Origin of the sequence: Morganella sp. BCCO 40_0007, from assembly GCF_032989665.1 — a bacterium.
Lineage (GTDB): Bacteria > Pseudomonadota > Gammaproteobacteria > Enterobacterales > Enterobacteriaceae > Morganella > Morganella sibonii.
In genome coordinates this window covers 221,499-246,258 of record NZ_JAVBIN010000004.1, presented here as the reverse complement: position 1 = coordinate 246,258, position 24,760 = coordinate 221,499, and the positions used below count along the sequence as shown (strand labels likewise).

15 protein-coding genes, 1 tRNA gene and 2 pseudogenes are annotated in these 24,760 nt (G+C 44.1%); 10 read left to right on the top strand and 8 right to left on the bottom strand.

Annotated features, from left to right (window positions below; translation table 11 throughout):
* Positions 1 to 59 precede the first annotated feature (59 nt).
* Positions 60 to 1,067, bottom strand: a complete 1,008-nt coding sequence (locus R5268_RS06835; RefSeq protein WP_317418957.1) for a hypothetical protein — start codon at positions 1,065 to 1,067, stop codon at positions 60 to 62.
* 706 nt (positions 1,068 to 1,773) lie between these two features.
* Here R5268_RS06835 and R5268_RS06830 point away from each other — a divergent pair.
* The 7 genes and pseudogenes from R5268_RS06830 (at position 1,774) to R5268_RS06800 (ending at position 14,360) form a co-directional block, all read left to right on the top strand.
* Positions 1,774 to 2,793: an inovirus-type Gp2 protein gene (locus R5268_RS06830; protein WP_317418958.1), complete on the top strand. Its 1,020-nt coding sequence runs from the start codon at positions 1,774 to 1,776 to the stop codon at positions 2,791 to 2,793.
* A gap of 97 nt (positions 2,794 to 2,890) precedes the next feature.
* Complete coding sequence (locus R5268_RS06825; protein ID WP_317418959.1) at positions 2,891 to 3,112, top strand: helix-turn-helix transcriptional regulator; 222 nt, start codon at positions 2,891 to 2,893, stop codon at positions 3,110 to 3,112.
* Positions 3,113 to 4,270: 1,158 nt separating this feature from the next.
* On the top strand, positions 4,271 to 7,375 hold the full coding sequence (locus R5268_RS06820) for an inverse autotransporter beta domain-containing protein (RefSeq protein ID WP_317418960.1): 3,105 nt from the start codon (positions 4,271 to 4,273) through the stop codon (positions 7,373 to 7,375).
* A 207-nt stretch (positions 7,376 to 7,582) separates the two neighbouring features.
* A complete protein-coding gene (locus R5268_RS06815; protein WP_317418961.1) occupies positions 7,583 to 7,852 on the top strand; it encodes a helix-turn-helix transcriptional regulator in 270 nt (89 codons plus the stop codon).
* A 193-nt stretch (positions 7,853 to 8,045) separates the two neighbouring features.
* Positions 8,046 to 11,039, top strand: coding sequence for an autotransporter outer membrane beta-barrel domain-containing protein (locus R5268_RS06810; protein WP_317418962.1), 2,994 nt, complete (start codon positions 8,046 to 8,048; stop codon positions 11,037 to 11,039).
* A 473-nt stretch (positions 11,040 to 11,512) separates the two neighbouring features.
* A pseudogene (locus R5268_RS06805) lies at positions 11,513 to 12,664 on the top strand (tyrosine-type recombinase/integrase).
* 1 nt (position 12,665) lies between these two features.
* Positions 12,666 to 14,360: an ATP-binding protein gene (locus tag R5268_RS06800; protein ID WP_317418963.1), complete on the top strand. Its 1,695-nt coding sequence runs from the start codon at positions 12,666 to 12,668 to the stop codon at positions 14,358 to 14,360.
* A gap of 441 nt (positions 14,361 to 14,801) precedes the next feature.
* Here the strand turns inward: R5268_RS06800 and R5268_RS06795 are convergent.
* The 4 genes and pseudogenes from R5268_RS06795 to R5268_RS06780 all read right to left on the bottom strand — a co-directional run bounded on the left by R5268_RS06795 (position 14,802) and on the right by R5268_RS06780 (position 17,140).
* Positions 14,802 to 15,376: pseudogene (locus R5268_RS06795) on the bottom strand (phage polarity suppression protein).
* Positions 15,377 to 15,391: 15 nt separating this feature from the next.
* Complete coding sequence (locus R5268_RS06790) at positions 15,392 to 15,634, bottom strand: ogr/Delta-like zinc finger family protein (protein ID WP_317418964.1); 243 nt, start codon at positions 15,632 to 15,634, stop codon at positions 15,392 to 15,394.
* A complete protein-coding gene (locus R5268_RS06785; RefSeq protein ID WP_317418965.1) occupies positions 15,631 to 15,927 on the bottom strand; it encodes a hypothetical protein in 297 nt (98 codons plus the stop codon). The genes R5268_RS06790 and R5268_RS06785 overlap by 4 nt, the downstream gene beginning before the upstream one ends.
* Positions 15,928 to 15,971: 44 nt before the next feature.
* Positions 15,972 to 17,140 (bottom strand): IS3 family transposase gene (locus R5268_RS06780; protein WP_317418966.1). Its coding sequence is split into 2 segments (ribosomal slippage): positions 15,972 to 16,891 and positions 16,891 to 17,140, totalling 1,170 coding nucleotides; the frame shifts between segments, so codons are not numbered across the junction.
* Positions 17,141 to 17,311: 171 nt separating this feature from the next.
* On the opposite strand from R5268_RS06780, the gene R5268_RS06775 reads away from it, so the two are divergent.
* On the top strand, positions 17,312 to 18,076 hold the full coding sequence (locus R5268_RS06775) for an HNH endonuclease family protein (protein ID WP_317418967.1): 765 nt from the start codon (positions 17,312 to 17,314) through the stop codon (positions 18,074 to 18,076).
* Between the two features lie 493 nt (positions 18,077 to 18,569).
* Here R5268_RS06775 and R5268_RS06770 read toward each other — a convergent pair whose 3' ends face one another.
* Positions 18,570 to 19,778, bottom strand: a complete 1,209-nt coding sequence (locus tag R5268_RS06770; RefSeq protein WP_262864146.1) for a tyrosine-type recombinase/integrase — start codon at positions 19,776 to 19,778, stop codon at positions 18,570 to 18,572.
* 210 nt (positions 19,779 to 19,988) lie between these two features.
* Positions 19,989 to 20,083: transfer RNA gene (locus R5268_RS06765), tRNA-Sec, on the bottom strand.
* 241 nt (positions 20,084 to 20,324) lie between these two features.
* Between R5268_RS06765 and prlC the strand changes: the two genes are divergently transcribed.
* Both prlC and rsmJ read left to right on the top strand, forming a co-directional pair.
* Positions 20,325 to 22,373: an oligopeptidase A gene (gene prlC, locus R5268_RS06760; RefSeq protein WP_218454845.1), complete on the top strand. Its 2,049-nt coding sequence runs from the start codon at positions 20,325 to 20,327 to the stop codon at positions 22,371 to 22,373.
* Between the two features lie 3 nt (positions 22,374 to 22,376).
* Positions 22,377 to 23,135 carry a 16S rRNA (guanine(1516)-N(2))-methyltransferase RsmJ gene (gene rsmJ, locus R5268_RS06755; RefSeq protein ID WP_046895320.1) on the top strand — a complete coding sequence of 253 codons (759 nt, stop codon included), beginning with the start codon at positions 22,377 to 22,379 and terminating at the stop codon, positions 23,133 to 23,135.
* A 127-nt stretch (positions 23,136 to 23,262) separates the two neighbouring features.
* On the opposite strand, the gene gdhA is transcribed toward rsmJ, so the two are convergent.
* A complete protein-coding gene (gene gdhA / locus R5268_RS06750) occupies positions 23,263 to 24,603 on the bottom strand; it encodes an NADP-specific glutamate dehydrogenase (RefSeq protein ID WP_046895321.1) in 1,341 nt (446 codons plus the stop codon).
* Between the last annotated feature and the right edge of the window lie 157 nt (positions 24,604 to 24,760).

The following is a 24,760-nucleotide window of genomic DNA, read 5'->3' as shown; positions in this document are numbered from 1 at the left end:
GTTTTTCCTGTTATGTCAGTAAGTTAATGTGTATCTGAAAAATCACTGATTCAGGCAAATTATTTTTTCGGTGCATTGTACTCGTTCTCAATTAACCGGGTCACCAAATCGGTGATCGTCATTTCATAAGCGTCAGCCAGTTGCTCAAGATGAATTTTAACTTCCTCATCGAGACTGCAGCTAAGTGTTTTTTTATTCTTTTGTTTTTTCCGGAGAGTACGCTGCTGCCATGCCTTTTTAAGAGAGTATAAAAAATACTTCTTCCCCCCGGGGTTATCATTCCATGCCCGCAGGGCAGCATAAAAACAAATATATTTATCCCCGGAACTTACGGGATTAAAGAACCGGAGTGGCCAGACCGATACCTTTATATTATCGACAGAGTAATTGCAAATATAATCCCATGCCCAGTTACAGGCATCATCATTATCCTTACTCAGCCACTTTATATTTTTTACTGCTGTGAAGGATTTTATCCATTCATCCTTAAGCATGTTTATAATATTTTCTTTTTCACCAAACCGCAGGTTCATATGATCAAAGACAGTCAGGAAGTCGCGATACATCTCTTCAGTGCTGACATGATTCTCTTTTATTCCAAATTTACTTTTAATGTATTTTATTTGCTGTGATACAGGTAAACCCCTGAATTCTTTATTGTCCGACCAACTCTTAACAGTGGGTTTTACCACGTTTGACTGTTGAATTGCCTGAGTATATTTATCGCTTATGGGTGTTAAGGGCTTTATATTATTTAACATTACCCAGCAATATGCAGAGGCAATACTGTCTTCTTTAATCCATTCAAACTTATCAATACTGATAAGATTATTATTTACATCATTTAAAACTTCATTGGTAAGGTAATTATAATTACTGTTCTCCATGCCAATAACTTCATGGATTAAATCTCTTAACCGTGATTTGTCATTTCTGTCACCTGCTAAATATTTATTTTCAACCCATTCAAACCTGGGCTCTGTTGACATGAAAAATACAAAAACACCCGCTTTCCTCAGGTCTTTCACTTTGAGCAACTCATCAATCTCATAGCTTTTATCGTTCATTATTTGCCCACACCGTGTAGTTGATATGTCGTTATTGTAGTTTGTTTTGGTCTCTGAAAAAGTGATGTTGTCGTGATAACGTAGATTAAGAATAGTTTTATTGTTTTTTTAATGAGTTGAAAATGAAGTGTTTTTATCATGTAATTTACATAGTTATCTGAAAATACTGGGTCAGGCAGTGCTTTTTACAGGAAAAAATGATGCTCACGGTTACTTATCTTTTTCCCCGTAACTACTTCTGTGAGGAGACTAACTTTCAGGTATCTTGTGCATCGTGAAGCCTGCTGCAAATGCTGTCTGTGCATACTGTTTTAATAAACTCAGGTAACAATCAAAAAAGGATTATTTATTATTACATTTATCTTACCCGGTACTCTCTGTATCAGGTTAATATCAACCGCTATTATTATATCCACCACTTTATTATCGATAATCCCATCCTTTTATCGAATTAGTACCCAAATATATCGAATGGCACTTCTATTACTGATGCTGATAATGGTGATATCACTCTGAGTTACTTACTCATCTTCATGGGCAATAACTTCTGTTAATCAACACCTGTAATCTGAGGGATCGTTCAGAATGGATATCATTAATCATCTTTTAAACCTACTTGTTATGAATTTCCTGTTTCAGTAAAAAGATAAATGTATTCCTCTGTTATATGAACAGAAACACCATCATCAACCAGAGGGAATTAATCATGAATGACGATATAACCTGTGAAATACTGGCGCTTTCACAAATCTACAATAATGGTACGGAGATTACCGATGACACAACAGATCGTGAGTTATTCCGGCTGATCGCGTCACACACCACTGCATTAATTAAAATAAAGAGTCAGTCTGCTCCTTTTAGTGCGTGCTATTTTGGTGATAAATTACAAATTGAGACCACTGAAACCGGTCAGTTGTTTTATGAATTAATGCAAAACATTCTTTCTCTTTCCCAGGTAACCTGCAACCGGCGTAAATTACATCCGGTTATTCCGCTGATTGTTTCTCTTGCTGAGAAATATCATATTCGTTATGTTCCGATGCTGTCGGAATACTATCCTGACTCAGAGGAGGATATTAAACAGTTAAATGACGCCTATTGTGAGTTTATTCAGTCCGTGGACAGCAAAGAGTATAAAACCGCTGTCAGTACCTTTAAGAACAGTGCCCGCAAGAATTATCGGTTCTGTTGCCGCTATATTGAAAACCTGTTTGAACGCCATGCAAAGCTGTTGGTGGTACGGACAGACCTGTCTTACGGAAAACGGGTCAGTCACAAAGTCACTGCCGGGGATTTAACCCGTCACCGGATTGCCCTGTACAAAGCAATACAGCGGTTACCCCTGTTTAAACACTGCGTCGGTTATATCCTGAAACTGGAATACGGTCGTGAGAAAGGCTTTCACTACCACTGCCTGTTTTTCTTCAACGGCCAGCATGTCAGACAGGATATCACGATAGCCAGGCTCATCGGTGAGTTTTGGCAGGAAACCATCACCGAGGGACAGGGGATCTACTTTAACTGCAACCGCTATAAATCAGATTACCGTATCTGCGGCATCGGCATGCTGCACCGCAGTGAGAGCCAGCGACGGGAAGGCCTGATGACCGCTGTGAACTATATCTGCAAAACAGACCAGTGGGTGAAACTGCAGGTGCCGGGGATCGACCGGACATTCTGGCGGGGAACCATCAGAAACAAACGGCGTAAAACACGCCGGTAAATCTTTTTTTACAGACAAGGGGAATCTTATAGAAGTGATATCCGCTGCGTCATCGATAGCACTTCTGCCTTAATTAAACAAAGACAGGAGATTCCCCATGAATACCATCAATACCACCACTACCCCTTCTCCGCTTGACGAACCACTCGTGGACATGAAATTCATCACCATATTAACCGGATTAACGGACAAGTGGTTTTACAAGCAGATACAGGAAGGGCAGTTCCCGAAACCGATTAAACTGGGACGTAGTTCCCGGTGGCAGAAAAGTCAGGTTGAAGCCTGGTTACAGGCCCGTATTGCGGAGTCCCGTGAGTAATCATGGAGCTGAGTCACTTTGCTTCCGGCCCTTTGTGATGATCGGCAGCATTGACCCTGGACAACTGTTTTCCATCAGAGACCAGAATTATATAGGCATAATTCGATGGAGATTGGTGTCTGATTACTACGGTGATCCCGGACTGTCTTCGGGCGGTTACAGTTTCCCCTTTGACTTTCACTATAGTGCATTTGAAATTTACTCTAAGTATTTCACAGATCTGCTCAAGCATTTCTTCAGTAGTCTGTGGACGTATATTTGAGAACATAACTATTTCACCCAAATACTTTGAGAGATAGCTGAGAAGAATTGATTGTTTCTGAGACTCGGCTTCTTGTGTCAAACACTACTGCATACCAATCATCATCCCGGACTTTCCCCAAACAGTACTGCTCATCATGCGATCGGTTTTTTCACCACAAATAAGGCAACGTCCATCAGAAGACAGCCAGATGCCCTAATCTACGGTAGTATTTTGAAGTCGCCCTACGAGTAAACCATCAGATAATCTAGAGTCGGCTTTCCTTTTCTCGTACCACGACTTATAGCGTTGTGCATACCCTGCATCATTAATGAGCTCCGAGAAGCTGGCGTCATTCACTGGCGCTGGCTTAAACCCGTGTTGTTCGATATCAGCACCAATGTCGCCGACCCAAAATGATCTTCTGATTTTATGAAATAAATTCTAGCTGCAGGAAAACGGTCAGTCGGCTTATACAATGTATTTATATGAAAAGTATTTGAGCTGATATAAATATGAGTATTTGTTACTCCTTTCATCATCCAAATCAAGTTTTCTTTGCTCGAAACCTCAATTGCTAAAAATAGTTTTTCTTTCCCCCGGTATAGGATTCGGAAAAGTTCATGGGTGAACCGATGAACTGCTGTACGGAATCAAATGCCTCACCTATTCCCGCATAACTGCATAATAGATCGATAAAAACGATCGATATTTTGTTTATGATAGTTTTTATCTATCATATTGGTGGCATCGATCGTTAATAACAATTTTTCATGTGGTTTTACTTACTGTATATTTTCCTGCCATATTTTGTTTCGATATATACCACATTAAGCAAGATAATTAGTCCCTAATATCATTTTTGTTCAATAATTCAATCTTAGTTACTGGAAGATGCCAATAACACCGTGACTTTTATGAAAAAAAAACTAATAGATAAACCTGCGATTCAATCTAGAAAATCGATTCAGCTGGTCGTATGGCTGAATATCGTTATACAGATATTATTTCCTTTCTCAGCCGTAATTTCTCCTGCAATTGCAAAAACGGAGGTTGCTGATTTACTGCCTGCGGAAAAACCTGTGCAGTGGCATGCTATTTCATCTGGTGAAACATTAGCTACGCTGGCTTCCCGGTACCATACTTCTGCTGAAAAGCTGAAATCACTTAATTTTTCTTATTCACAATTCGATACAGCAGCTCTGTTACCGCAAGGAAAATATATTCTCGTTCCTGTTTCCGGAAAACAATTGTCTGTGTCCTCTCCTGTTACGGACTCAGAACAAAAAATAGCAGCTTTCGTTTCCGGAACCGGGCGGTTCCTGCAAAATAACCCTGACATGGACACCGCCGCTTCTCTGGCCCGCGGGGTGGTCACAGGAGCAGCCGGCGATGAAATTCAGCAATGGCTCAGCCGGTTCGGCACTGCCCGGGTGCAGCTTGATACGGATAAAAACTTTTCCCTGAAAAACTCACAACTGGACCTGCTTGTCCCTTTGTACGAACAAAAGGACAAGCTTGTTTTTACTCAGGGTAGCATCCACCGGACTGATGACAGGACTCAGGCTAATCTGGGGCTGGGATATCGCTGGTTTTCCGGTGACAACTGGATGCTGGGCGCAAACACCTTTTTTGACTACGACCTGTCGAGAGGCCATGCCAGAATGGGGTTAGGAGGAGAATATCAGCGTGATTTTCTTAAATTGGGTGTTAACACTTACCATCGACTGACAACGTGGAAAAATTCACCGGACACGGAAGATTATGAAGAACGTCCGGCAAACGGATGGGATGTCCGGGCACTGTACTGGCTGCCGTCACTGCCACAACTTGGCGGAAAGTTGATGTATGAGCAGTATTACGGCGATGAAGTGGCACTGTTTGGCCGTGATAATCGCCAGAAGAATCCGAACGCTGTCACTGCCGGGGTTAACTACACTCCTGTTCCCCTGCTAACGTTTGGTGCTGAACAGCGCCGGGGGCAGTCCGGGAAAAATGATACCCGTTTCAGTATGGATATAACATATCAGCTCGGCGTACCGTGGCAGCAGCAGATTAATCCTGGTGCAGTAGCGGCCATGCGCAGCCTGGCCGGCAGCCGTTATGACCTGGTAGAGCGTAACAACAACATTGTGCTGGAATACCGAAAGAAAGAGGTTATCAGCCTGAAGACGGCTGACCTGGTGACGGGATATGCCGGTGAGCAGAAGTCTCTGGGGGTATCCGTCAACAGCAAGTACGGCCTGGAGCGCATTGACTGGTCGGCTTCCCCGCTCATCGCTGCAGGAGGCAAAATAGTACAGGACGGGAGTGACTGGGCGGTGGTGATGCCGGCTTATCGCTCAGGTTTGGAGGCTTCTAACAGTTACACTGTCAGCGGTGTGGCAGTGGACAGGAAGGGAAACCGTTCTGAACAAAGCAATATTCAGATTATTGTGCAGGAACCCGTGGTTAGTGTGGAAAAAAGTATTTTCACTCCAGAGAGCAGCGTACTTCCTGCGGATGGGCAGAGTAAGCAGACCCTTACACTTTCAATTGTGGACCTTTCAGGGAAAAAAACAGATATTCCAGTATCAGATATTGTACTTAAATCTGAAGGAATAGTTGAAGCTAAAGTGTCCGAGTTGATCCGTAAGGATGTTGGTACATTTGAATTAACTGTATATTCAGGACACGCCACAGAGACTGTTAAACTAACCCCTGTTGTAAGAAAAGTAAATCTTCGACCTGCGACGATCAAAATTAGTGATACCATGCCAGATTCAGATAAATCGTCTCTATCTGCTAATCCAGCATCAATTGTTGCAGATAATACATCACTATCAACACTTGAATTAACGTTGAAAGATTCGGATGGAACAGTGCTGAGTGGGCTGGCGGATAAAATTTCATTCAGAGCTGAATATGATAGTAAAAATAGAGATGTCAGTAATAATTTGACTATAAGTGAAATAAGAGAAGTTGCAAATAATAAAGGACATTACACGACTACAGTAAAAGGAAAAATTTCTGGTAATTATATTTTTTATCCTGAGTTTAGTGGTAGCAGTATTGGGGGACTCAAGGTAAGTATAGAGCTACAGCCTGATGCAATATCATCTAAAATTACAGAGCACTCTATTCTTAAAAATAATCAGGTTTCAGACGGTAGAAGTAAAAATATTATAAAATATAAAATTCAAGATAGTAATGGGAATCCTGTAAAAGATCAGCTTATCAATTTATCAGCAGATAACGAGTCAATAATATATCAACCTCAGATCAGGTCAGATAATGATGGTATTATTGTGGCTGAATTTACGAGTTCTGTATCTGGTGACTTTACTATTATAGCAAGCAATGATAACGGGAGTATTCAGGATAAAATTACGTTTACAGATGCTGTTAAATTTACTGGTATAAAAGTAAGTGGTCCGCAACTTACTTCAATGCCAATTGGTGAGTATCCAAGAACTTTTCCATGGTCAGGGTTTAATGGCGCTACTTTCACATTAAAAACAAATTCAGAGCCATCGAGTTTAGAGTGGACTACATCTGCAGATTGGTTTTCTCTGGATAATGGTAAAGTAAAATTTTTAAGTGAGCCTACTAAAACAAGTCGTGACGTAGAGATTAAAGTAAAGTCAAAAATAAATGGCTCAGAGGCAGTCTATAAGTTTAAGCTTTATTTCTGGTTTAAAAATTCTGGAGATCAACAATTCACTCCAGCTGAAGCAAGTGATTATTGCGCCAACTTTATAGGCAATAATTATTATCTCCCGTCAAAAGATGAACTAACATCACAGTGGAGAAAAATGAATGGGCGAATTTGGGATGAATGGGGAACACTAAGTAATTACCCTGGTGCTGGTTTCAAAACACAAAGTAGTAGCGGTAGTAATCTCTATTATATTACCTCTACTACAACTTCCAATGGCGGATATATTAAGGTAGAAATGTTTGCAGGTACTCCTTATGGGACGGTTGGTGGAAATAATATAAAGGAAAAAAATTATGTGGTTTGTCAGAAAAAGTTATTCTGATTGATATCAACAAGCAGGCCCTTGTCGGGCCTGCTTGTTGTAAATAAATAACCTTTATCAGTAAGTTTCTTACTGAAGTTATACAGGGTAACTGTCTGACAGATATTCTCTTCATATTAAAAGTAGATAATGTCATTTTCGATGACTTCCTGTCAGATTATAATATTTATTATATCTAAGTCATATTATGACTTAATGGGGGGTATTATGGATAGTAATCATATTCTGCTGAATGATGTCGGTAAATTGATAAGAGAATTAAGAAAAGAAAAAAACATGAGTGGAATTGATCTGGGGGTTGAGATTGGAATTAGTCAACAGCAGATATCCCGTTATGAGAAAGGAAAGAGTGATATGTCAATAACTATGTTTTTTAATATTATATCAGTATTTAATATGACTCCTACTGAATTTTTTCTACGCATGTATGAAACAGAGGGGGAATCCGCCAGTAAATACTTTTCAATGAAATGGTAAATACCAGGAAGGTAAGTGAACAGGGTATTATTAATGTTCATGAAGATTCTTCAGTAAATGCATCCTATGCATTAAATCATATTTATTTATTTATTTATTTATGATAACGATCATTTTCAATAATAACCGTAAAATCATGAATGAATTGTTTATAATATTTCAACCGATTTTTATTTATACCTTTTCGGAGTAAATGATGAAGTGCATTAAAATACCCATTGTTTTCTTTATTTCTTTTTCTTCCGTTTCACATGCGGAAATAACATCACCTATTGATGTTAATAATTCAAAGGAAGTTATTGATAATGAGTCTATTAATATTAACAATGGTTCTACAGCCATTTCAATTAAAGGTGAAAACGCAGAATTAAACCTTGTTAATAGTAAGGTTAATGCTTCAGGAGTAAATCAAAATAATTCATATGGCATAGATGTACACCAGGGGAAACTTAATATTACCGGGGGGGAGTATAACTATTCATATGATAATAATGTAAATACTTTTCCTTTATATGGGCATGCTCTTAATGTAAGTGAAGGAGGTAGCCTTTATGTTGATGGTGCTAAATTAAATATTTCAGGGTCTGCCGATAGCAGTGAAAATAAATTTCTTATTCAAAGTTGGGGGGGCGGTGACGTATCTATTAAAAATAGTGAGTTATCCTCTAATACGGGAAGGGTTTTGTTTGCAAGTAACACACCAGTGACAATTACGGATAGCTCTGTTTATGTTACTAATGATATTGCTAATGGCTATATCAACGCATTTGAGTCTCAGCAAAATGCCAGATTAATTTTATCAGGCAGTAAAGTTATATCTGATGTAAATAACTCGGCCAACTCTGCTGTATTCTACGCCCCCGGTGATGGTTTCATTGATATTTACAGTAGTCATTTACAGAGTAATTATGGACAAACTGTATTAAAAGCTGTAGATACCGGAAATATATCAGTGTCAGATACCATTATTGACTACACAACCGGCAGTAATAATACAAACTCAAGCATTGCCGTAGCATTATCAGGGAGATACGACTGGAAAACGTCCATGGAACTGAAAAATACAACTCTGAATGCTAAATCAGAAGATGGCAGATTTGCAATTGCTGTTTATTTAAACCATACAGACTGGGATGATCCCGGTATTAACGATACTGCGAATACGATATTTACCGGAAATAATTTTACTATAAACACTGAGGGTAATATTGAGGCCTTCCGTATTCGTGGAGGGGGGGAAATAGAACTAAATAACAGTCATGTTTATTCAAACAGTGACAGTAACTCAGCATTTAACATTCTGTCTCCCAATGATTCAGATATTATTGACCATGATGCAATAGTTAAGCTTAAAAAAACTTTTGTTTCAGCCGGTGAGTGGGTAATTTATCAATCTAATACTGACGCAAAATTTAGTGTAAATGATAACTCATATGTTAAAGGTGATTCAGGTTTAGCTATTGTTTCCGTAAAAGACGATGCTGCTACAGCCAAAGATACAAATTTGACAATGCAGATTGCGGGAGATTCTCAGGCTTATGGTGATATACGGGTTCTTGATTATCAGGGAAAAAATGCCTCATTAAATATGTTTGTTGATAATGCTTATTGGGAAGGTGATATTATTACCAAAACCGAGAATTCCCTTGCTGATATTGAGCTTTTAAATGATTCAGTTTGGAAAGGCTCAGCAAAGTATTATCAGGATAACAAGGGGGGAATTGTTAATCTGAAGCTTAATGGTGAATCGGCCCGCTGGGTAATGACATCATCCTCAACTATTAGTAATTTAGAGTTAAAGAACGGCGAGGTTTATTTGGGGAGTGCTGATTCCGTAGCAGGTAATCGGTTATTTATTGATGGAAATTATGCGGGAGCCAGTGAAAAAGATAAAGCTACTATCATTTTCAATACGGTTTTGGGCGCAGATAATTCTCTTTCAGATAAAATGATTGTTAATGGAAATACTTCAGGTCACACGATGGTGTCAGTAAGGAACCTGGGCGGACAGGGGGATGCAACACTCAATGGTATAGAGCTCATTAGTGTCACAGGGCTTTCAGATGGAGTATTCGAAAAGAAAGGCCGTATTGTTGCGGGTGCATACGATTACGACCTTATCAAAAAAGACAGTAACTGGTACCTGACCAGTTATGTACCAGAACCTAACCCTGAACCTAATCCGGAACCTAATCCGACTCATAAAGTTCGGCCGGAAGCTGCCAGTTACACCGGAAATCTGGCCGCAGCTAATTCCATGTTTAATACGCGGCTTCATGACCGTTTGGGTGAAACTCAGTATACCGATGCGCTTACCGGTGAAGAAAAAGTGACCGGCATGTGGATGCGTCAGCTCGGCGGACATAACAACTGGCGCGATAACAGCGGACAGCTGAAAACACAGAGTAACCGCTATGTTATGCAGCTCGGTGGTGATATTGCCCAATGGTCATCTGACGGTTTTAATCGCTGGCGTTTAGGTGTAATGGCCGGCTATGGTCATGAGAACAGTCATACTAACTCATCGGTTACCGACTATAAATCCAGAGGTTCTGTAAATGGATACAGTATTGGTACTTATGCAACATGGTATGCTAATGGTACCGGCGAAAATGGTTTATATCTGGACAGTTGGTTACAATTCAACTGGTTTAACAATGAAGTAAACGGTGAATCTCAGGAAACAGAGTCATATCGTTCCCGGGGTCTGACAGCATCCGCTGAAACCGGTTATACTCAGAAGTTAACGGAGTTCACCGGCAGCAAAGGTTCCCGTAATGAATGGTTTATCCAGCCTCAGGCACAAATTACTTTCATGAATGTCAGGGCTGGTGAGCATAGGGAAAAGAACGGTACTCATGTTGAAAATGAGGGTGACGGGAATATTCAGACTCGTCTCGGAATGCGTACTTACCTCAAAGGGCACACCCGTGAAGATGACGCAAAAAACAGAGAGTTCCAGCCGTTTATTGAAGCAAACTGGGTCCATAACACCCGTAATTTTTCCACCAAAATGGACGGTGTAAATATCTCTCAGAAAGGAACAAAGAACCTGGGGGAAGTAAAAATTGGCTTGGAAGGACAAATCAACCCACACCTGGATTTATGGGGAAATGTGGGTGTTCAGGTTGGTGATAATGGCTATAACGACAGTGCCGCCATGCTTGGCATCAGATATAACTTCTGAGTAATCTTAATATGGAATAAGGCCCGCCGGGCCTTATTCTATTTAAGCGGCTGAATAATATCTTCCGACTTTTATAAGCGAGGTTGAAACCTGGCTACAGGCGCGTATTGCGGAGTCCCGTGAGTAATCATGGAGCTGAGTCACTTTGCTTCCGGCACTTTGTGATGATCGGCAGCATTGACCCTGGACAACTGTTTTCCATCAGAGACCAGAATTATATAGGCATAATTGGGTGTTGCTTTCATTCGTAATGTGAAGGTCGGAGGTTCGATTCCTATTATCGGCACCATTTTAACCTCCCCAAACGTCCGTATTCATCCATAACCACCCTGATTTATAAAGATTTTATTTCATTTTAGTCCGTTGCTGTCCGTAACCATCCAGTAGAATCCGATACGGAATGTGTATAGGATTGTGTATATGTTCCTGTTCGGTCTTGGATTCCTATACACATGCCTTTAAACGATATGTAGATTCGCCGCGCTAAGCCTGAAGCTAAAGCCTATACACTTGGAGATGGGCAAGGGCTGTCATTGCTTATAGAACCTAATGGAAGCAAGAGCTGGCGGTTCCGTTATCGTTTTGCCGGTAAACCCAAAATGATCTCGCTGGGTGTGTATCCGACGATCACACTTGCAGATGCCCGTTCCCGTCGTGACGATGCCCGAAAACTGGTCGCGGAAGGAAAGAATCCGAGTGAGGTTCGAAAAGAGCAGAAGATTGCTTTGCAAACCGAGTCTGAAAGCGCGTTTGAAAAGATAGCGACAGAGTGGCATCAGATGAAGTCTGCCAAATGGTCGGCAGGTTATGCCTCTGACATCATGGAAGCATTTAAGAACGACATTTTTCCTTATGTCGGAACAAGGCCAGTGGGAGAGATTAAACCGCTAGAGCTGCTGAACGTACTGCGTAAAATTGAGAAACGTGGTGCGTTGGAGAAAATGCGTAAAGTACGGCAGCGTTGCTCCGAAGTGTTTCGCTACGCAATTGCAACGGGTAGGGCGGAGTACAATCCTGCGGCTGATCTCTCCAGCGCTCTCGAAGTACACCAATCAAATCACTTCCCGTTCCTAAAGGCTGATGAGATACCAGATTTTCTTCGCGCCTTAAACGGATACACCGGAAGTCGGCTTGTCCTGATTGCCACGAAATTACTAATGATTACGGGTGTGAGAACCCTCGAATTACGTGCGGCATTATGGTCAGAATTTGATCTAGATAACGCTATTTGGGAAATTCCCGCTGAAAGGATGAAAATGCGCAGATCACATCTTGTGCCATTGTCTGTTCAGGCGTTAGATTTACTCAATGAACTCAAGATCATGACAGGGAACTATCGTTATGTTTTTCCGGGGCGGAACGATCCGAACAAGCCTATGAGTGAGGCGAGTATAAATCAGGTTATAAAACGTATTGGATATGGTGGATGAATTACTGGACACGGTTTTAGACATACTTTATCAACAATACTACATGAGCAGGGATACGAGAGTTCATGGATAGAAATGCAATTGGCACATGTTGATAAAAACAGTATTCGGGGGACTTACAACCATGCGCAATATCTTGAAGGGCGTAGAACAATGATGAATTGGTACAGTAATTTTCTGGGAGTGAAAAATTAAAATGAGTATTAAAAAAATTGAAATCAGGAATTGCATTAGTAAGCTTGCTAATAATATAAGGGCGGAAAAGATAGATTATAGTAGCTATCTTGAGCTTTATTCAGGCGGGGAAAATATTAGAAATATCAACAATGTCAATAATAGTGTTATATACGGCAGAAGGGGGTCGGGTAAAACGCATTTGCTGAAAGCATTGTCAGAAGAAATAATGAATAATTTTTCTAGTGATAAAATATTTCCAGTTTATATTGATTTGAGAAGGATTATCCCTCTTATATCTACGAGTTCAGATAGTCAGGATGTTAATGCTGTACTAATCTTTAAGTACATAATGCAAGAAGTTTCATTTAATCTGTATCAAAATTTACCTCAGATTTTAGAGGCTAATGAATTTGATTCTAAAAATGATATGTTATTTGAATCAAAATTTGAGCATTTAAAAAAACTATTCTCTGAGTTATACCTTGAATTTGATGGGCGAGAGTTAAAGAAAACGAGCGATTTGACCGTTTCTGAAGAGGAGGTAAAAAGTATTAATGGTGGTGTTGAAATATCGAAAAGCCCCAATTTAAAAGCTAGTGTTGGTAGTTCAACAAAAGAAACAAAGCAAACAGAATTAAGAATGCATATATCTATTCTTCATATGACAAATGTCATTGAGGAAATTATTTCTTCTTTGGATCTAAGATTCATCATGGTCATGCTTGATGAATGGTCTGAAATATCTAAAGATACTCAACCTGCGCTAGCTGAAATAATAAAGAAAACATTTTCAGCTATTAATGTGGTTACAAAGATAGCAGCGATACCCAATAGAACAAATCTTGGATTTAAAAATGATAATAAGTTTTATGGGTTAGAGGATGGCGGTGATGTTTTTGGTTATCATCTGGATTTAAGATATGTGTTCGAGGTAAACAAAAATCAAACTCGTGATTTCTTTAATGATCTCTTATACAAACATTTATCTTCAATCGATAAAAAAGAAGTTGATGCATTAATAAAAAAAGAAAAGAAAACTAAAGAAAGTTTTATAAATATCTTATTTGCCAATGTTGCGCTGAATGAAATATTAATTGCTTGCGCTGGTATTCCTAGAGATTTTATGAATCTCTTTTTGAATAGCTATGATAGATTCATGCTATCATCCACATCTACAGCTTTAAGAATTAGTGTTAAAAATTTACGTGCTGCTAATGCTGAGTGGTATGAAAAAGATAAGAAAGAGCAAGTTGATAAAAATGAAATTGAAAGGAATCTTTTAACTCAGATTGTTCAGGAAGTTATTGAGAAAAAGAAATCCATGCACTTCCTCATTCCAGAGAAGTACTCAAATAATAAACACATTCAGAATCTTATTGATTTTAGAGTTATACACCTTAGAAAGAGCGGGTACTCACATCAAGACCATGCGGGGGTTTCTTATAATGTTTACTCAGTTGATTATGGGTGCTATAACTCATTAAACATAACCAAGAGTAAATTAGATACTTCTGTTCTCAATGAACTAGGTGTAAAAGAGTTAAGAGATATCAGACGAATTTCTTTAGAGGATTCCTTTTTTCAGCAGTTTATGATGGAAATTGGAGAGGCTTTTATATGTCCTCACGCGGCCTGTAAAAAACCTGTAGATACAAACCATCCCGCTTATACGAAACAAGGGCTATGTAATCATTGTTTTGACAAAGTGGTTTAATTGGAATTGAAGTGTTTATTGATATGGTATCAATAATTAATTTTGATACCATGTTATTAATGTAGGTGTTTAGTTGGTTTCAGATATCTCAGTGACTATTTAAAATCTTGATTAAATATATTGTGCATTCAACATACCTTTTAAAATTTCATTTAATTATAATTGCCATGGGTTTTTACTCTTTTTATGACTAAATGTTTAACCAACCTCCACTATGCAAGTACAGTATGAGAAATTTGGTATCACTGACAGCGCGCAATGCTATCCCCTCCTCGCCTGCCCGCTTCTGGAGGCGCTTTTAATGCAGATGCATGGAAGGGCTCATGCCGCGCCAGTGTTGGTGCGGCGGGGTGTGGAAAATTCAGGGTTTTGCATGCAAAGCCATGCAGCATATGCATGCATGGCTATTTTTATTAAAAAGACGGGTATTTTCGGGGCATTTTATGCGGATTTTTTGCGAGTCTGCGCGGCCTGTCGGCATATGAAAATCTGACTCTGTTCAGGTGTATATTTTGCCCGGCGGTCTTCTCTGGACGCTCTGTCAGACCGGAACCCGATGGACGTCAGGATATCCCGCTCATCCTCTGCATAATGAATATCTCTTCCGCTGGCCAGATAAACCGATAGCGCTTCGCGAACGCTGGCGGCCGCCCGGTCGAGAGCCCATTCTCTGACGATTTCAGGCTGCTCTCTGAGGTGCATTAATTCCGGTGCCAGCGCTGCGACCAGCGCGTCGCCACTTACCTGCATAAAGGCGTGGAGCTGGCGACGCATGCTGACACGCTGCACGGCTTCATGTGACCGGATGTACTGACCGGCAGACTGGTTCACTGCCCATTTTTCAGGTCAATATCATCACGCAGCGCCTGTACAGCGTCAGGTTCATAACGGGTACAGGTCAGTTCATGTTCTTTTAGCGCCATTTCAGCCCGTGCCAGTGCTGACTTGCTGCTCATCCAGTCCGATTTATTCTTCTGACAGGTTTCAAAGACCTGCTCCAGTGGTGCTCGTATCATTTCTTTTCTCCTGAATCAGTGGCGCAGCGATGAGCGAGCGCAATCCAGAATTCGGGGCTGTGTCACTGGCGCTGCCTGCGCCGGTTCTGGCTTTTCCTCCGCCGGTGGCCGTATCACCTCATCGATAGATTCGATGGTGCGAAACGTCGCGGAGCAGAAAACATTCACGCACTGGAGATAGCTCTGTTTGACGTTATCCGACAGGTAACGACTGGTGCGAACATGGGCCGCTTGTTTGCAGTACGGACAGCGCATCATGACTTCACCCCCTGCGGTTGTTTCTTCTGTGCCAGCGCTTTAGCTCGCGCCATTCTGAGGGCAGGACTTTTAAAGAGCTTCATGTCTACGCCGGTGAGTGCCGGGCGATGAAGGCCAATCTGTGAAATCACCGGCTCATTTTCCATGTTGAATGCGTAATACTGGCTCTGTGTCAGTACATTCTCGCCCAGCTCCTGAATCAGAATAGTGTGAGGGTGTTCTTCCCCCTTAATCTCAAGCTCACGCAGACGTAAAGCAAATGCACGTACCAGTGCAGGGGGAGTATCTTTCATTACCACCGCCCACTCATTCCGGGCATAGGCAGAGAATGTAGTGGTCAACTAAAACTGGCCACGGTTTTAGAGTTTTTTCGGTATCGGTTTTCCGATTCGCTTGGTGGTAATCCACCGTTATATTCGTGCGGCCTGAGTTCGCTATAATACCCGACGATATAATCCGTTATTGCATGAGCAGCTTCACTGAAGCTGGTGTAACCGGTCACCGGCATCCACTCGCTTTTCAGGCTCCTGAAGAAGCGCTCCATCGGACTGTTATCCCAGCAGTTTCCGCACCTGCTCATACTTTGCCTGATCCGGTATCGCCACAGTAACTGCCTGAACTGCCTGCTTGTATAGTGACTACCCTGATCACTGTGGAACATGACCCCGGATGGCTTACTGCGTCTTTCCCATGCCATTTCCAGTGCTTTGGTGGTCAGCCTGCTGTCCGGAGAGAACGACATTGCCCACCCCACGGGTTTCCGCGCAAACAGATCGAGTACCACTGCAAGGTAAGCCCAGCGTTTACCCGTCCAGATATACGTCACATCGCCGCACCATACCTGGTCAGGCTCTGTCACTGCAAACTGACGTCCGAGGTGATTCGGGATAGAAATATACTCGTGTCCCCCACGTTTATATCGGTGAACAGGTTGCTGACAACTTACCAGCCCCAGCTCCTTCATGAGACGGCCGGCAAGCCATCGCCCCATCCGGAAGCCCCTGAGTGTGGCCATCGTGGCGATACTTCTTGCACCAGCGGAGCCATGACTGAGACCGTGCAATTCCTGAACCTGACTACGTAATACGGCTCGCCTGCTATCTGGCTTGTCAGGACGGTTTTTCCGGTATTTATAGCTGCTGCGGTGAATCCCGAACACGTGGCAAAGCGTGGCCACAGGATAATGCGCTCTGAGTTTCCCGATTATCGAGCATTGTTCAGGGAATCTGACATCAAGAGCGCGGTAGCCTTTTTTAATATTTCATTTTCCATTTCAATACGTTGGAGTTTTTTCTTCAGCTCACGTATCTCAATTTGCTCCGGAGTGATAGGGGAGGCTTTAGGTGTTTTGCCGGCACGTTCATCCCGTAACCGCTTTACCCACCGAGTCATAGTGGAAAGTCCGACATTCATGGCGTTTGCGGCATCTGCAACCGTATAGTTCTGATCCACCACTAACTGAGCGGATTCACGTCTGAATTCTGCACTGAAATTTCGTTTTTTCATTAAAGCACCTGTGTTGTCCTGAGGTGAGCATATCACCTCTGTTCAGGTGGCCAAATTTATTAAACCACTACAAATGACGATAAGAACAAGTTGCTACTTGATAGATTGCAACGTCTAAGCTTCCGTTCATTCAGACCTCTCCTGCTCGCCGCGTTTGTATCCAGGCAGCCGTTGGAAGAGATTAACGACCTACTTTCAGCAGCGGAGCGCTATAACTTCACCCTATTTTCGCTATGTCATCGTCGTTCTAATACTGGCGATTCTGAGTTTTTTGGTATGGCAAGAGAGTTATTGAAAGGCAATCGAACCATCAATTCAGTCATCGGTACATTCAATGAATGGGCCGATTACTACTACGACCCAGCTCGGTTTTACAGCTACATTGCAGAAAAGTATGAGTTAGGAGAACAAGGTTTCTTTAAATGGGATGGCTTGCGTTACTTCTTGTTTGAATATGACGCTTGGCTAACCAAACGTGGCAAACAAGAAACCATGAAACTTGGTTGGAATGATCTCAAAGCGACAAGCAAAGATAAGATCACCATTGAGCATATATTCCCACAGACACCTTCTAACCAATATTGGCAGGATCGCTTCGGAAATTTGACCAAAGAGCAAACTACATGGTTAGCTAACTCCCTAGGCAACTTAGTACCATTGAGCCGAGCAAAAAACTCCAGCCTGCAAAACGATGGATTCGATGACAAGAAGAATAATGGTTCAGGCATTGGTTATTACAACGGTTCAGCAGCCGAAAATGAAATTGCTCAGTTAGAGGAATGGCTACCTGAGACTATTCTTTCCCGAGGTCTCGCATTGTTCGAGTTTATGGAGAAACGCTGGAGAATCTCACTGGGTGACGAGCAGTTTAAAGCCAAATTACTTCACTTAGACTTTCTCGCAGAGAGTGAACAACGAGAACAACAGATCGCATAAAACGGGATTGTTCTGCGTACTGCTGACGGTATCCATTACACGCCGGAAGCCGGTAAACTGATTTCAGAACCGATTTACCGAACTGTCCGGTAAAACGTATAGCATTGACAGGAAGAGCAGAGCAGGGCATTTTTTCCAGAAATTCTGTGGGTAAATCAGTGAATCCTGAGGGAAAACAGACTGTATCCACCGTTCCGCAGCCACCTCACTAACCTGTGCATTATTTAATCAATTCACCCCAGACTTACGTTACTCAGCCTTTCCTTTTGCCTGTCGATTTCTTAACTTTTCCAGCCGCTTCACGGAATCCGCTTCTTCCTCCGAGGTCACTGGATATGTATTGATTTTGTAAGTATCCCAACAAAAAGTCCCATTCTCTTTCAGAGATCTTTATCCATACTGCTTAAATACCTTATATATTTTATAATATAAAAAAATAAAGCACATCACAATAGCCATCTTTACGTTCAGACGTAAAGATGGCTATTAAATATTACTTAAAATTCAAATTAACAACATTATCCAAACTGTCCTCCAACTCGTCCATGTAGTCTGCATACCACTGCATCATTTCTCTTCGCCCATCCATATACTGAGCATGATTATACGTACCACGGATCGCATTCTTGTCGATATGCGCGAGCTGAGTTTCAATCCAGGCAGAGTTATATCCCCTCTCATGCAAAATTGTACTCATTGTGTGGCGGAAGCCATGTCCTGTAAGCCTTCCTTTATACCCTAGTAACTCAATAACCTGATTCACGCTCTCTTTGCTGATTGGCTTTCTATGGTCGTTACGGCCTATAAACACGAGCTCATAATGCCCTGATAGAGGTTTAAGTGAGTTAAATAGTTCGATCACCTGTTTCGATAACGGCACAGCATGTGGTCGTTTCATCTTCATCACTTCAGCAGGGATCTCCCAAATCCCTTTCTCTAAATCAATATCCTGCCAACGGGCAAAACGGAGCTCTTGTGTACGTACAGCTGTCAGTAAAATAATTTTAGTGGCTGTTTTAGTAATCACACTTCCTGTATATCCAGCTAAGTCATTCAGGAAATACGGCAGTTCTTCAGCGGTTAAGAATGGGAAGTGCTGTTTCTTTGGTGGGGTTAGAGCAGTAGCTAAATCTGGTGCAGGGTTGTATTCAGCTCTGCCCGTGATGATTGCGTAACGAAAGACCTCTCCGCAGCGCTGACGCACCTTCCGCATCTTCTCTAAGGCACCGCGCTTTTCCATCTTACGCAGCGTTTCCAGAAGCTCCAGAGGTTTTATGTCTGCTATGGGGCGCTTGCCGATGTATGGGAAAATATCTTTTTCAAAGGTATCGATGATTTCATCACGATAGCGTAGTGACCAGCGATCTGCTTTTGATGTGTGCCACTCACGAGCTACGGCTTCAAAGGTACTTTCTGAAGATAAGTATTTTTCCAGTTTAGCTAATTGTTTTTCTTCGCTCGGATCTTTGTTTTGTGCCAGTAATTTTTTGGCTTCATCGCGGTGATTTCTGGCTTCAGCAAGTGTGACTTGCGGGTACACTCCAATGGAGAGCATTTTTTCTTTACCGGCAAACCGGTACTTCAATCGCCAGTATTTAGATCCATTACGGTTTACAAGCAGGTAAAGGCCTCCACTATCAGAGAGTTTGTAAGGTTTCTCCAGTGGTTTCGCTGTCTTAATTTTTATGTCAGTGAGGGCCATGTTCAAAACCTCCGGGCACACTGTGTATTACAAAAGAAAAAGATGATTTGGGGGTGTCGGTATACCATACCGAAATACACCCCTGTTTTACACCCCCTCATAGGGGTTGATGTGGATTGACTTCAGTTGAACTTAGTTGAGTGATAATGATGACTTTGTATTGAAATATAAAGGGATAATTGATGTCAGGAGAGGAGTGTTGAACCTGATTGGCGGAAGATCACAGGAGTCGAACCTGCCCGGGACCGCTGGCGGCCCCAACCGGATTTGAAGTCCGGCCGCCCCACCGGGGACGATGATCTTCCGTTTTGAGGTTGCACAGTATACGCTTTCCGGCAGGGATTCAAAAGTTCTCTCTCGTTTTTTCCTTTGAGGTACATCAGTATCGTGCGATTTTTTACGGGAATGATTTTTAATCAGCTTAATAACACGAAAAATCATTGAACTTGCCGGTGTGTGTCCCCATCTTATAGAGAGTTTCAGTATTCATTTTTCATGTGTATGTGCGCCGCGGCGGACGTGCACCAGCAGCCAACAGGATGGTTTATGATGAACCCTTTGCTTACCCCGACCCAGAATCAGTTACCGGCATTTTCTGCCATCAATCCGGAATGTATTGTGCCTGCGGTGAAAGAAACGCTGGATAATTATCGTCAGACGGTAGAGCAGGTAGTGAGTCATGCACCTGATTTTACATGGGAAAATGTGTGTGTTCCGCTGGCGGAAGCCGGCGATAAATTATCCCGTGTCTGGTCGCCGGTCGGTCATCTGAATTCGGTCAAAAACAGCCCTGAACTGCGCGAAGCCTATGAGCAGTGCCTGCCGCTGCTGTCTGAGTTCAGTACCTGGATGGGTCAGCACGAGGGGTTGTATAACGCGTATAAATCACTGAAAAACAGCCCTGCGTTTGCGTCACTGTCTCAGGCGCAGCGCAAGTCAGTGGAAAATTCCCTGCGTGATTTTGAGTTATCCGGTATTGGTCTGCCACCGGAGAAACAGAAGCGTTACGGTGAGATTTCGGCCCGTCTGTCCGAGCTGGGGTCGCTGTTCGGTAATAATGTGCTGGATGCAACTATGGGCTGGAGCAAGCTCATCACCGATGAAAGCATGCTGGCCGGTCTGCCGGAGAGTGCGGTTGCCGCTGCACAGGCACTGGCGGAGTCCAAAGGTGAGAAGGGCTGGCTGTTTACCCTGGATATGCCGAGCTATCTGCCGGTGATGACTTACGCGGATAACCGCGAACTGCGCAAAGAGATGAGCGAAGCCTACGGTACCCGTGCTTCCGAGCTGGGGCCGAACGGCGGCAAGTGGGATAACAGCAGTGTGATGGCGGAGATCCTGGCGCTTCGTCATGAACTGGCACAGTTACTCGGCTTTAAAAACTACGCGGAAAAATCCCTTGCCACCAAAATGGCGGAAAACCCGCAGCAGGTGCTGGATTTCCTGAATGATCTGGCGGAACGCGCCCATCATCAGGGTGAGCAGGAAGTCGCTCAGCTGGCCGCCTTTGCCAAAGAACATTACGGTGTTGATAAACTCGAGCCGTGGGATATGGCCTATTTTGCCGACAAACAGAAACAGCATCTGTTCTCGGTCAGTGATGAGCAGTTGCGTCCGTATTTCCCGGAAGAGAAAGCGATCAGCGGGTTGTTTGAAGTGATCCGCCGGATCTACGGGATCACCGCCAAAGAGCGTTTCGGGGTGGAAACCTGGCATCCGGATGTTCGTTTCTTTGATTTATTTGATAAGAACGGTGAATTACGCGGCAGTTTCTATCTGGATCTGTATGCCCGCGAGCACAAACGCGGCGGGGCGTGGATGGATGACTGCATCGGCCGTATGCGCCATAAAGATAATTCACTGCAAAAACCGGTCGCGTATCTGACCTGTAACTTTAACAAACCGGTCGGCGGCAAACCGGCGCTGTTTACCCATGATGAAGTGCTGACACTGTTCCATGAGTTCGGACACGGTCTGCATCATATGCTGACACAGATTGATGTGGCGGATGTCTCCGGCATCAATGGTGTGCCGTGGGATGCGGTCGAACTGCCGAGCCAGTTTATGGAAAACTGGTGCTGGGAGCCGGAGGCACTGGCCTTTATCTCCGGTCACTATGAAACCGGTGAGCCGCTGCCGCAGTCACTGCTCGATAACATGCTGGCGGCGAAGAATTATCAGTCTGCGATGTTTATTTTGCGCCAGCTGGAGTTCGGTCTGTTTGATTTCCGTCTGCATGCGGAATATGACCCGGCAACCGGCGCGCAGGTAATGCCGACACTGATGTCCGTGAAAGAGAAAGTCTCTGTGGTGCCTGCTGCGCCGTGGAACCGCTTCCCGCATGCCTTCAGTCATATCTTTGCCGGGGGTTATGCAGCCGGTTACTACAGCTACCTGTGGGCGGATGTGCTGGCAGCGGATGCGTTCTCCCGCTTCAGTGAGGAAGGTATTTTCAACCCGGTGACCGGGCAGTCTTTCCTGGATAACATTCTCAGCCGGGGTGGTTCGGAAGAGCCGATGGTCCTGTTTGAGCGCTTCCGCGGCCGTAAGCCGGAACTGGATGCGATGTTAAAAGGCTACGGAATCAACGGGTAATACGTGAAGATTCGTTTACAGTGTGAACAGGGCGCAGACAGCTGCGCCCTTGATGTATTGGCGGCGCGGTGGGGTCTGGAACATGACGATACCGCGCTGATGGCGCTGGTGCTGACGGCGGAAGGGCTGGAGCTGCGCAAGTGTGATGAACCGAAGCTCGGCGGGATCCGTGTGGATTTTGCCGGAGGAACGATGGCACACCGGCGCCGTTTCGGCGGCGGGCGCGGTGAAGCGGTGGCAAAGGCTGCCGGGATTAAAAAATCCTATCTTCCGTCGGTGGTGGACGCGACAGCCGGTCTGGGACGTGATGCGTTTGTTCTGGCGTCGCTGGGCTGCCGGGTACGGATGATTGAACGCCATCCGGTCGTTGCGGCACTGCTGGATGATGGCTTACAGCGGGCTTACCGGGACAGTGAAATCGGTGAATGGATGCAGGAGCGGATGATCCTTATCCATGCGTCCGGGATTGATGCGCTGGCGGATATCACACCACCGCCGGATGTGGTTTATCTCGACCCGATGTATCCGCACCGGCAGAAAAGCGCGCTGGTGAAGAAAGAAATGCGGGTGTTTCAGTCGCTGGTGGGCGCGGATGAGGATGCTGATCTTCTGCTGGCGCCTGCACTGGCGCTGGCAACCCGTCGTGTGGTGGTGAAACGGCCGGATTATGCGGAGCCGTTAGCCGGGCAGAAAGCTGCGGCGGCAGTTGAGACAAAAAATCATCGTTTTGATATCTATCCCTGCGTGAAAGCAGAGGGATAACACTGAATAATATCTGAAAAGGGGACAGGGCAGTTCCCGTTTCGCGAAGGGGCAACAAGTGAGACTTCCGTAACGCTTGTCATACCCCCTTCGACACTGTGACATTGTTCAGTAACAGTTTACAGACTTACAGCACACCCTGCGCCAGCATGGCATCAGCGACTTTTACAAAGCCGGCGATATTCGCACCCTGCACATAGTTGGTCTGTTTTTCCTCACTGCCGTACTCAACGCACGCATTGTGGATATCCAGCATGATGTGATGCAGACGCTCATCCACCACGTCACGTTTCCAGCCGAGACGGACGGAGTTCTGTGACATTTCCAGGCCGGATGTTGCCACGCCGCCCGCATTCGCTGCTTTGCCCGGTGCAAACAGGACATTTGCGGCCAGGAAGGCATCGGTTGCCGGGATAGTCGTCGGCATGTTTGCGCCTTCCGCCACGGCTTTAACACCGTTTTTGATCAGCACTTCCGCATCTGCCAGATCCAGCTCATTCTGAGTGGCGCACGGCAGGGCGATATCCACCGGTACAGCCCACGGGGTCTGACCTTTCAGATACACCAGTCCGAACTCTTTTGCATACTCTTCCACACGGCCGTAACGATCTTTGATTTCGGTCAGACGCGCCAGTTTTTCGGCGGTGAAACCGTCTTCATCGACGACAGTACCGGAGGAGTCAGACGCAGTGATCACTTTCGCACCCAGCGACAGACATTTTTCGATGGTGTACTGCGCCACGTTACCGGAGCCGGAAACCGCAACACGCATACCGTCGAAGCTCATACCGTGACGTTCCAGCATGGCCTGAGTGAAGTAAACCAGCCCGTAACCGGTGGCTTCCGGACGGATCAGACTGCCGCCGAAAGAAAGGCCTTTGCCGGTAAACACACAGGCGGTGTTGTTGGACAGTTTTTTCATCATCCCCGCCATGTAACCGACTTCACGGCCGCCGACGCCGATATCACCCGCAGGAACATCGGTATCCGCACCCAGGTGACGGTACAGCTCGGTCATCAGTGCCTGGCAGAAACGCATCACTTCACCCTGGCTTTTACCTTTCGGATCAAAATCAGAGCCGCCTTTCCCGCCGCCCATCGGCAGTGTGGTCAGGGCATTTTTCAGTGTCTGTTCAAAGCCGAGGAATTTGAGGATAGAGAGGTTCACGGACGGATGGAAGCGCATACCACCCTTAAACGGGCCGATGGCTGAGCTGAACTGCACACGCCAGGCGCGGTTTACCTGCACCTGACCCTGATCGTCAACCCAGGTCACCCGGAACTGAATCACACGCTCCGGCTCAACAAAGCGGGCGAGCAGATTCTGATCACGGTACTGCGGATTTTTTTCAAGAAACGGCCACAGTGTGGAGAAGACTTCGCGCACGGCCTGGAGGAATTCCGGCTGTGACGGGTCACGGCGCTGAACACTTTCCAGAAACGATTCCAAAGAGATAAAGTTACTCATGTTGATTTCCTGTCTGTCATGCCCTTCTCATTTCATGCAGCAGTTATGCAGGCCACACTTGTCTCCCGGGGCAGGTTCTCCGGAATATTTCTGCGTACGGCATATCTGTGACACGAATGATATCGGGTTACGTTACTTTGTGAGGTATCCCGAACAT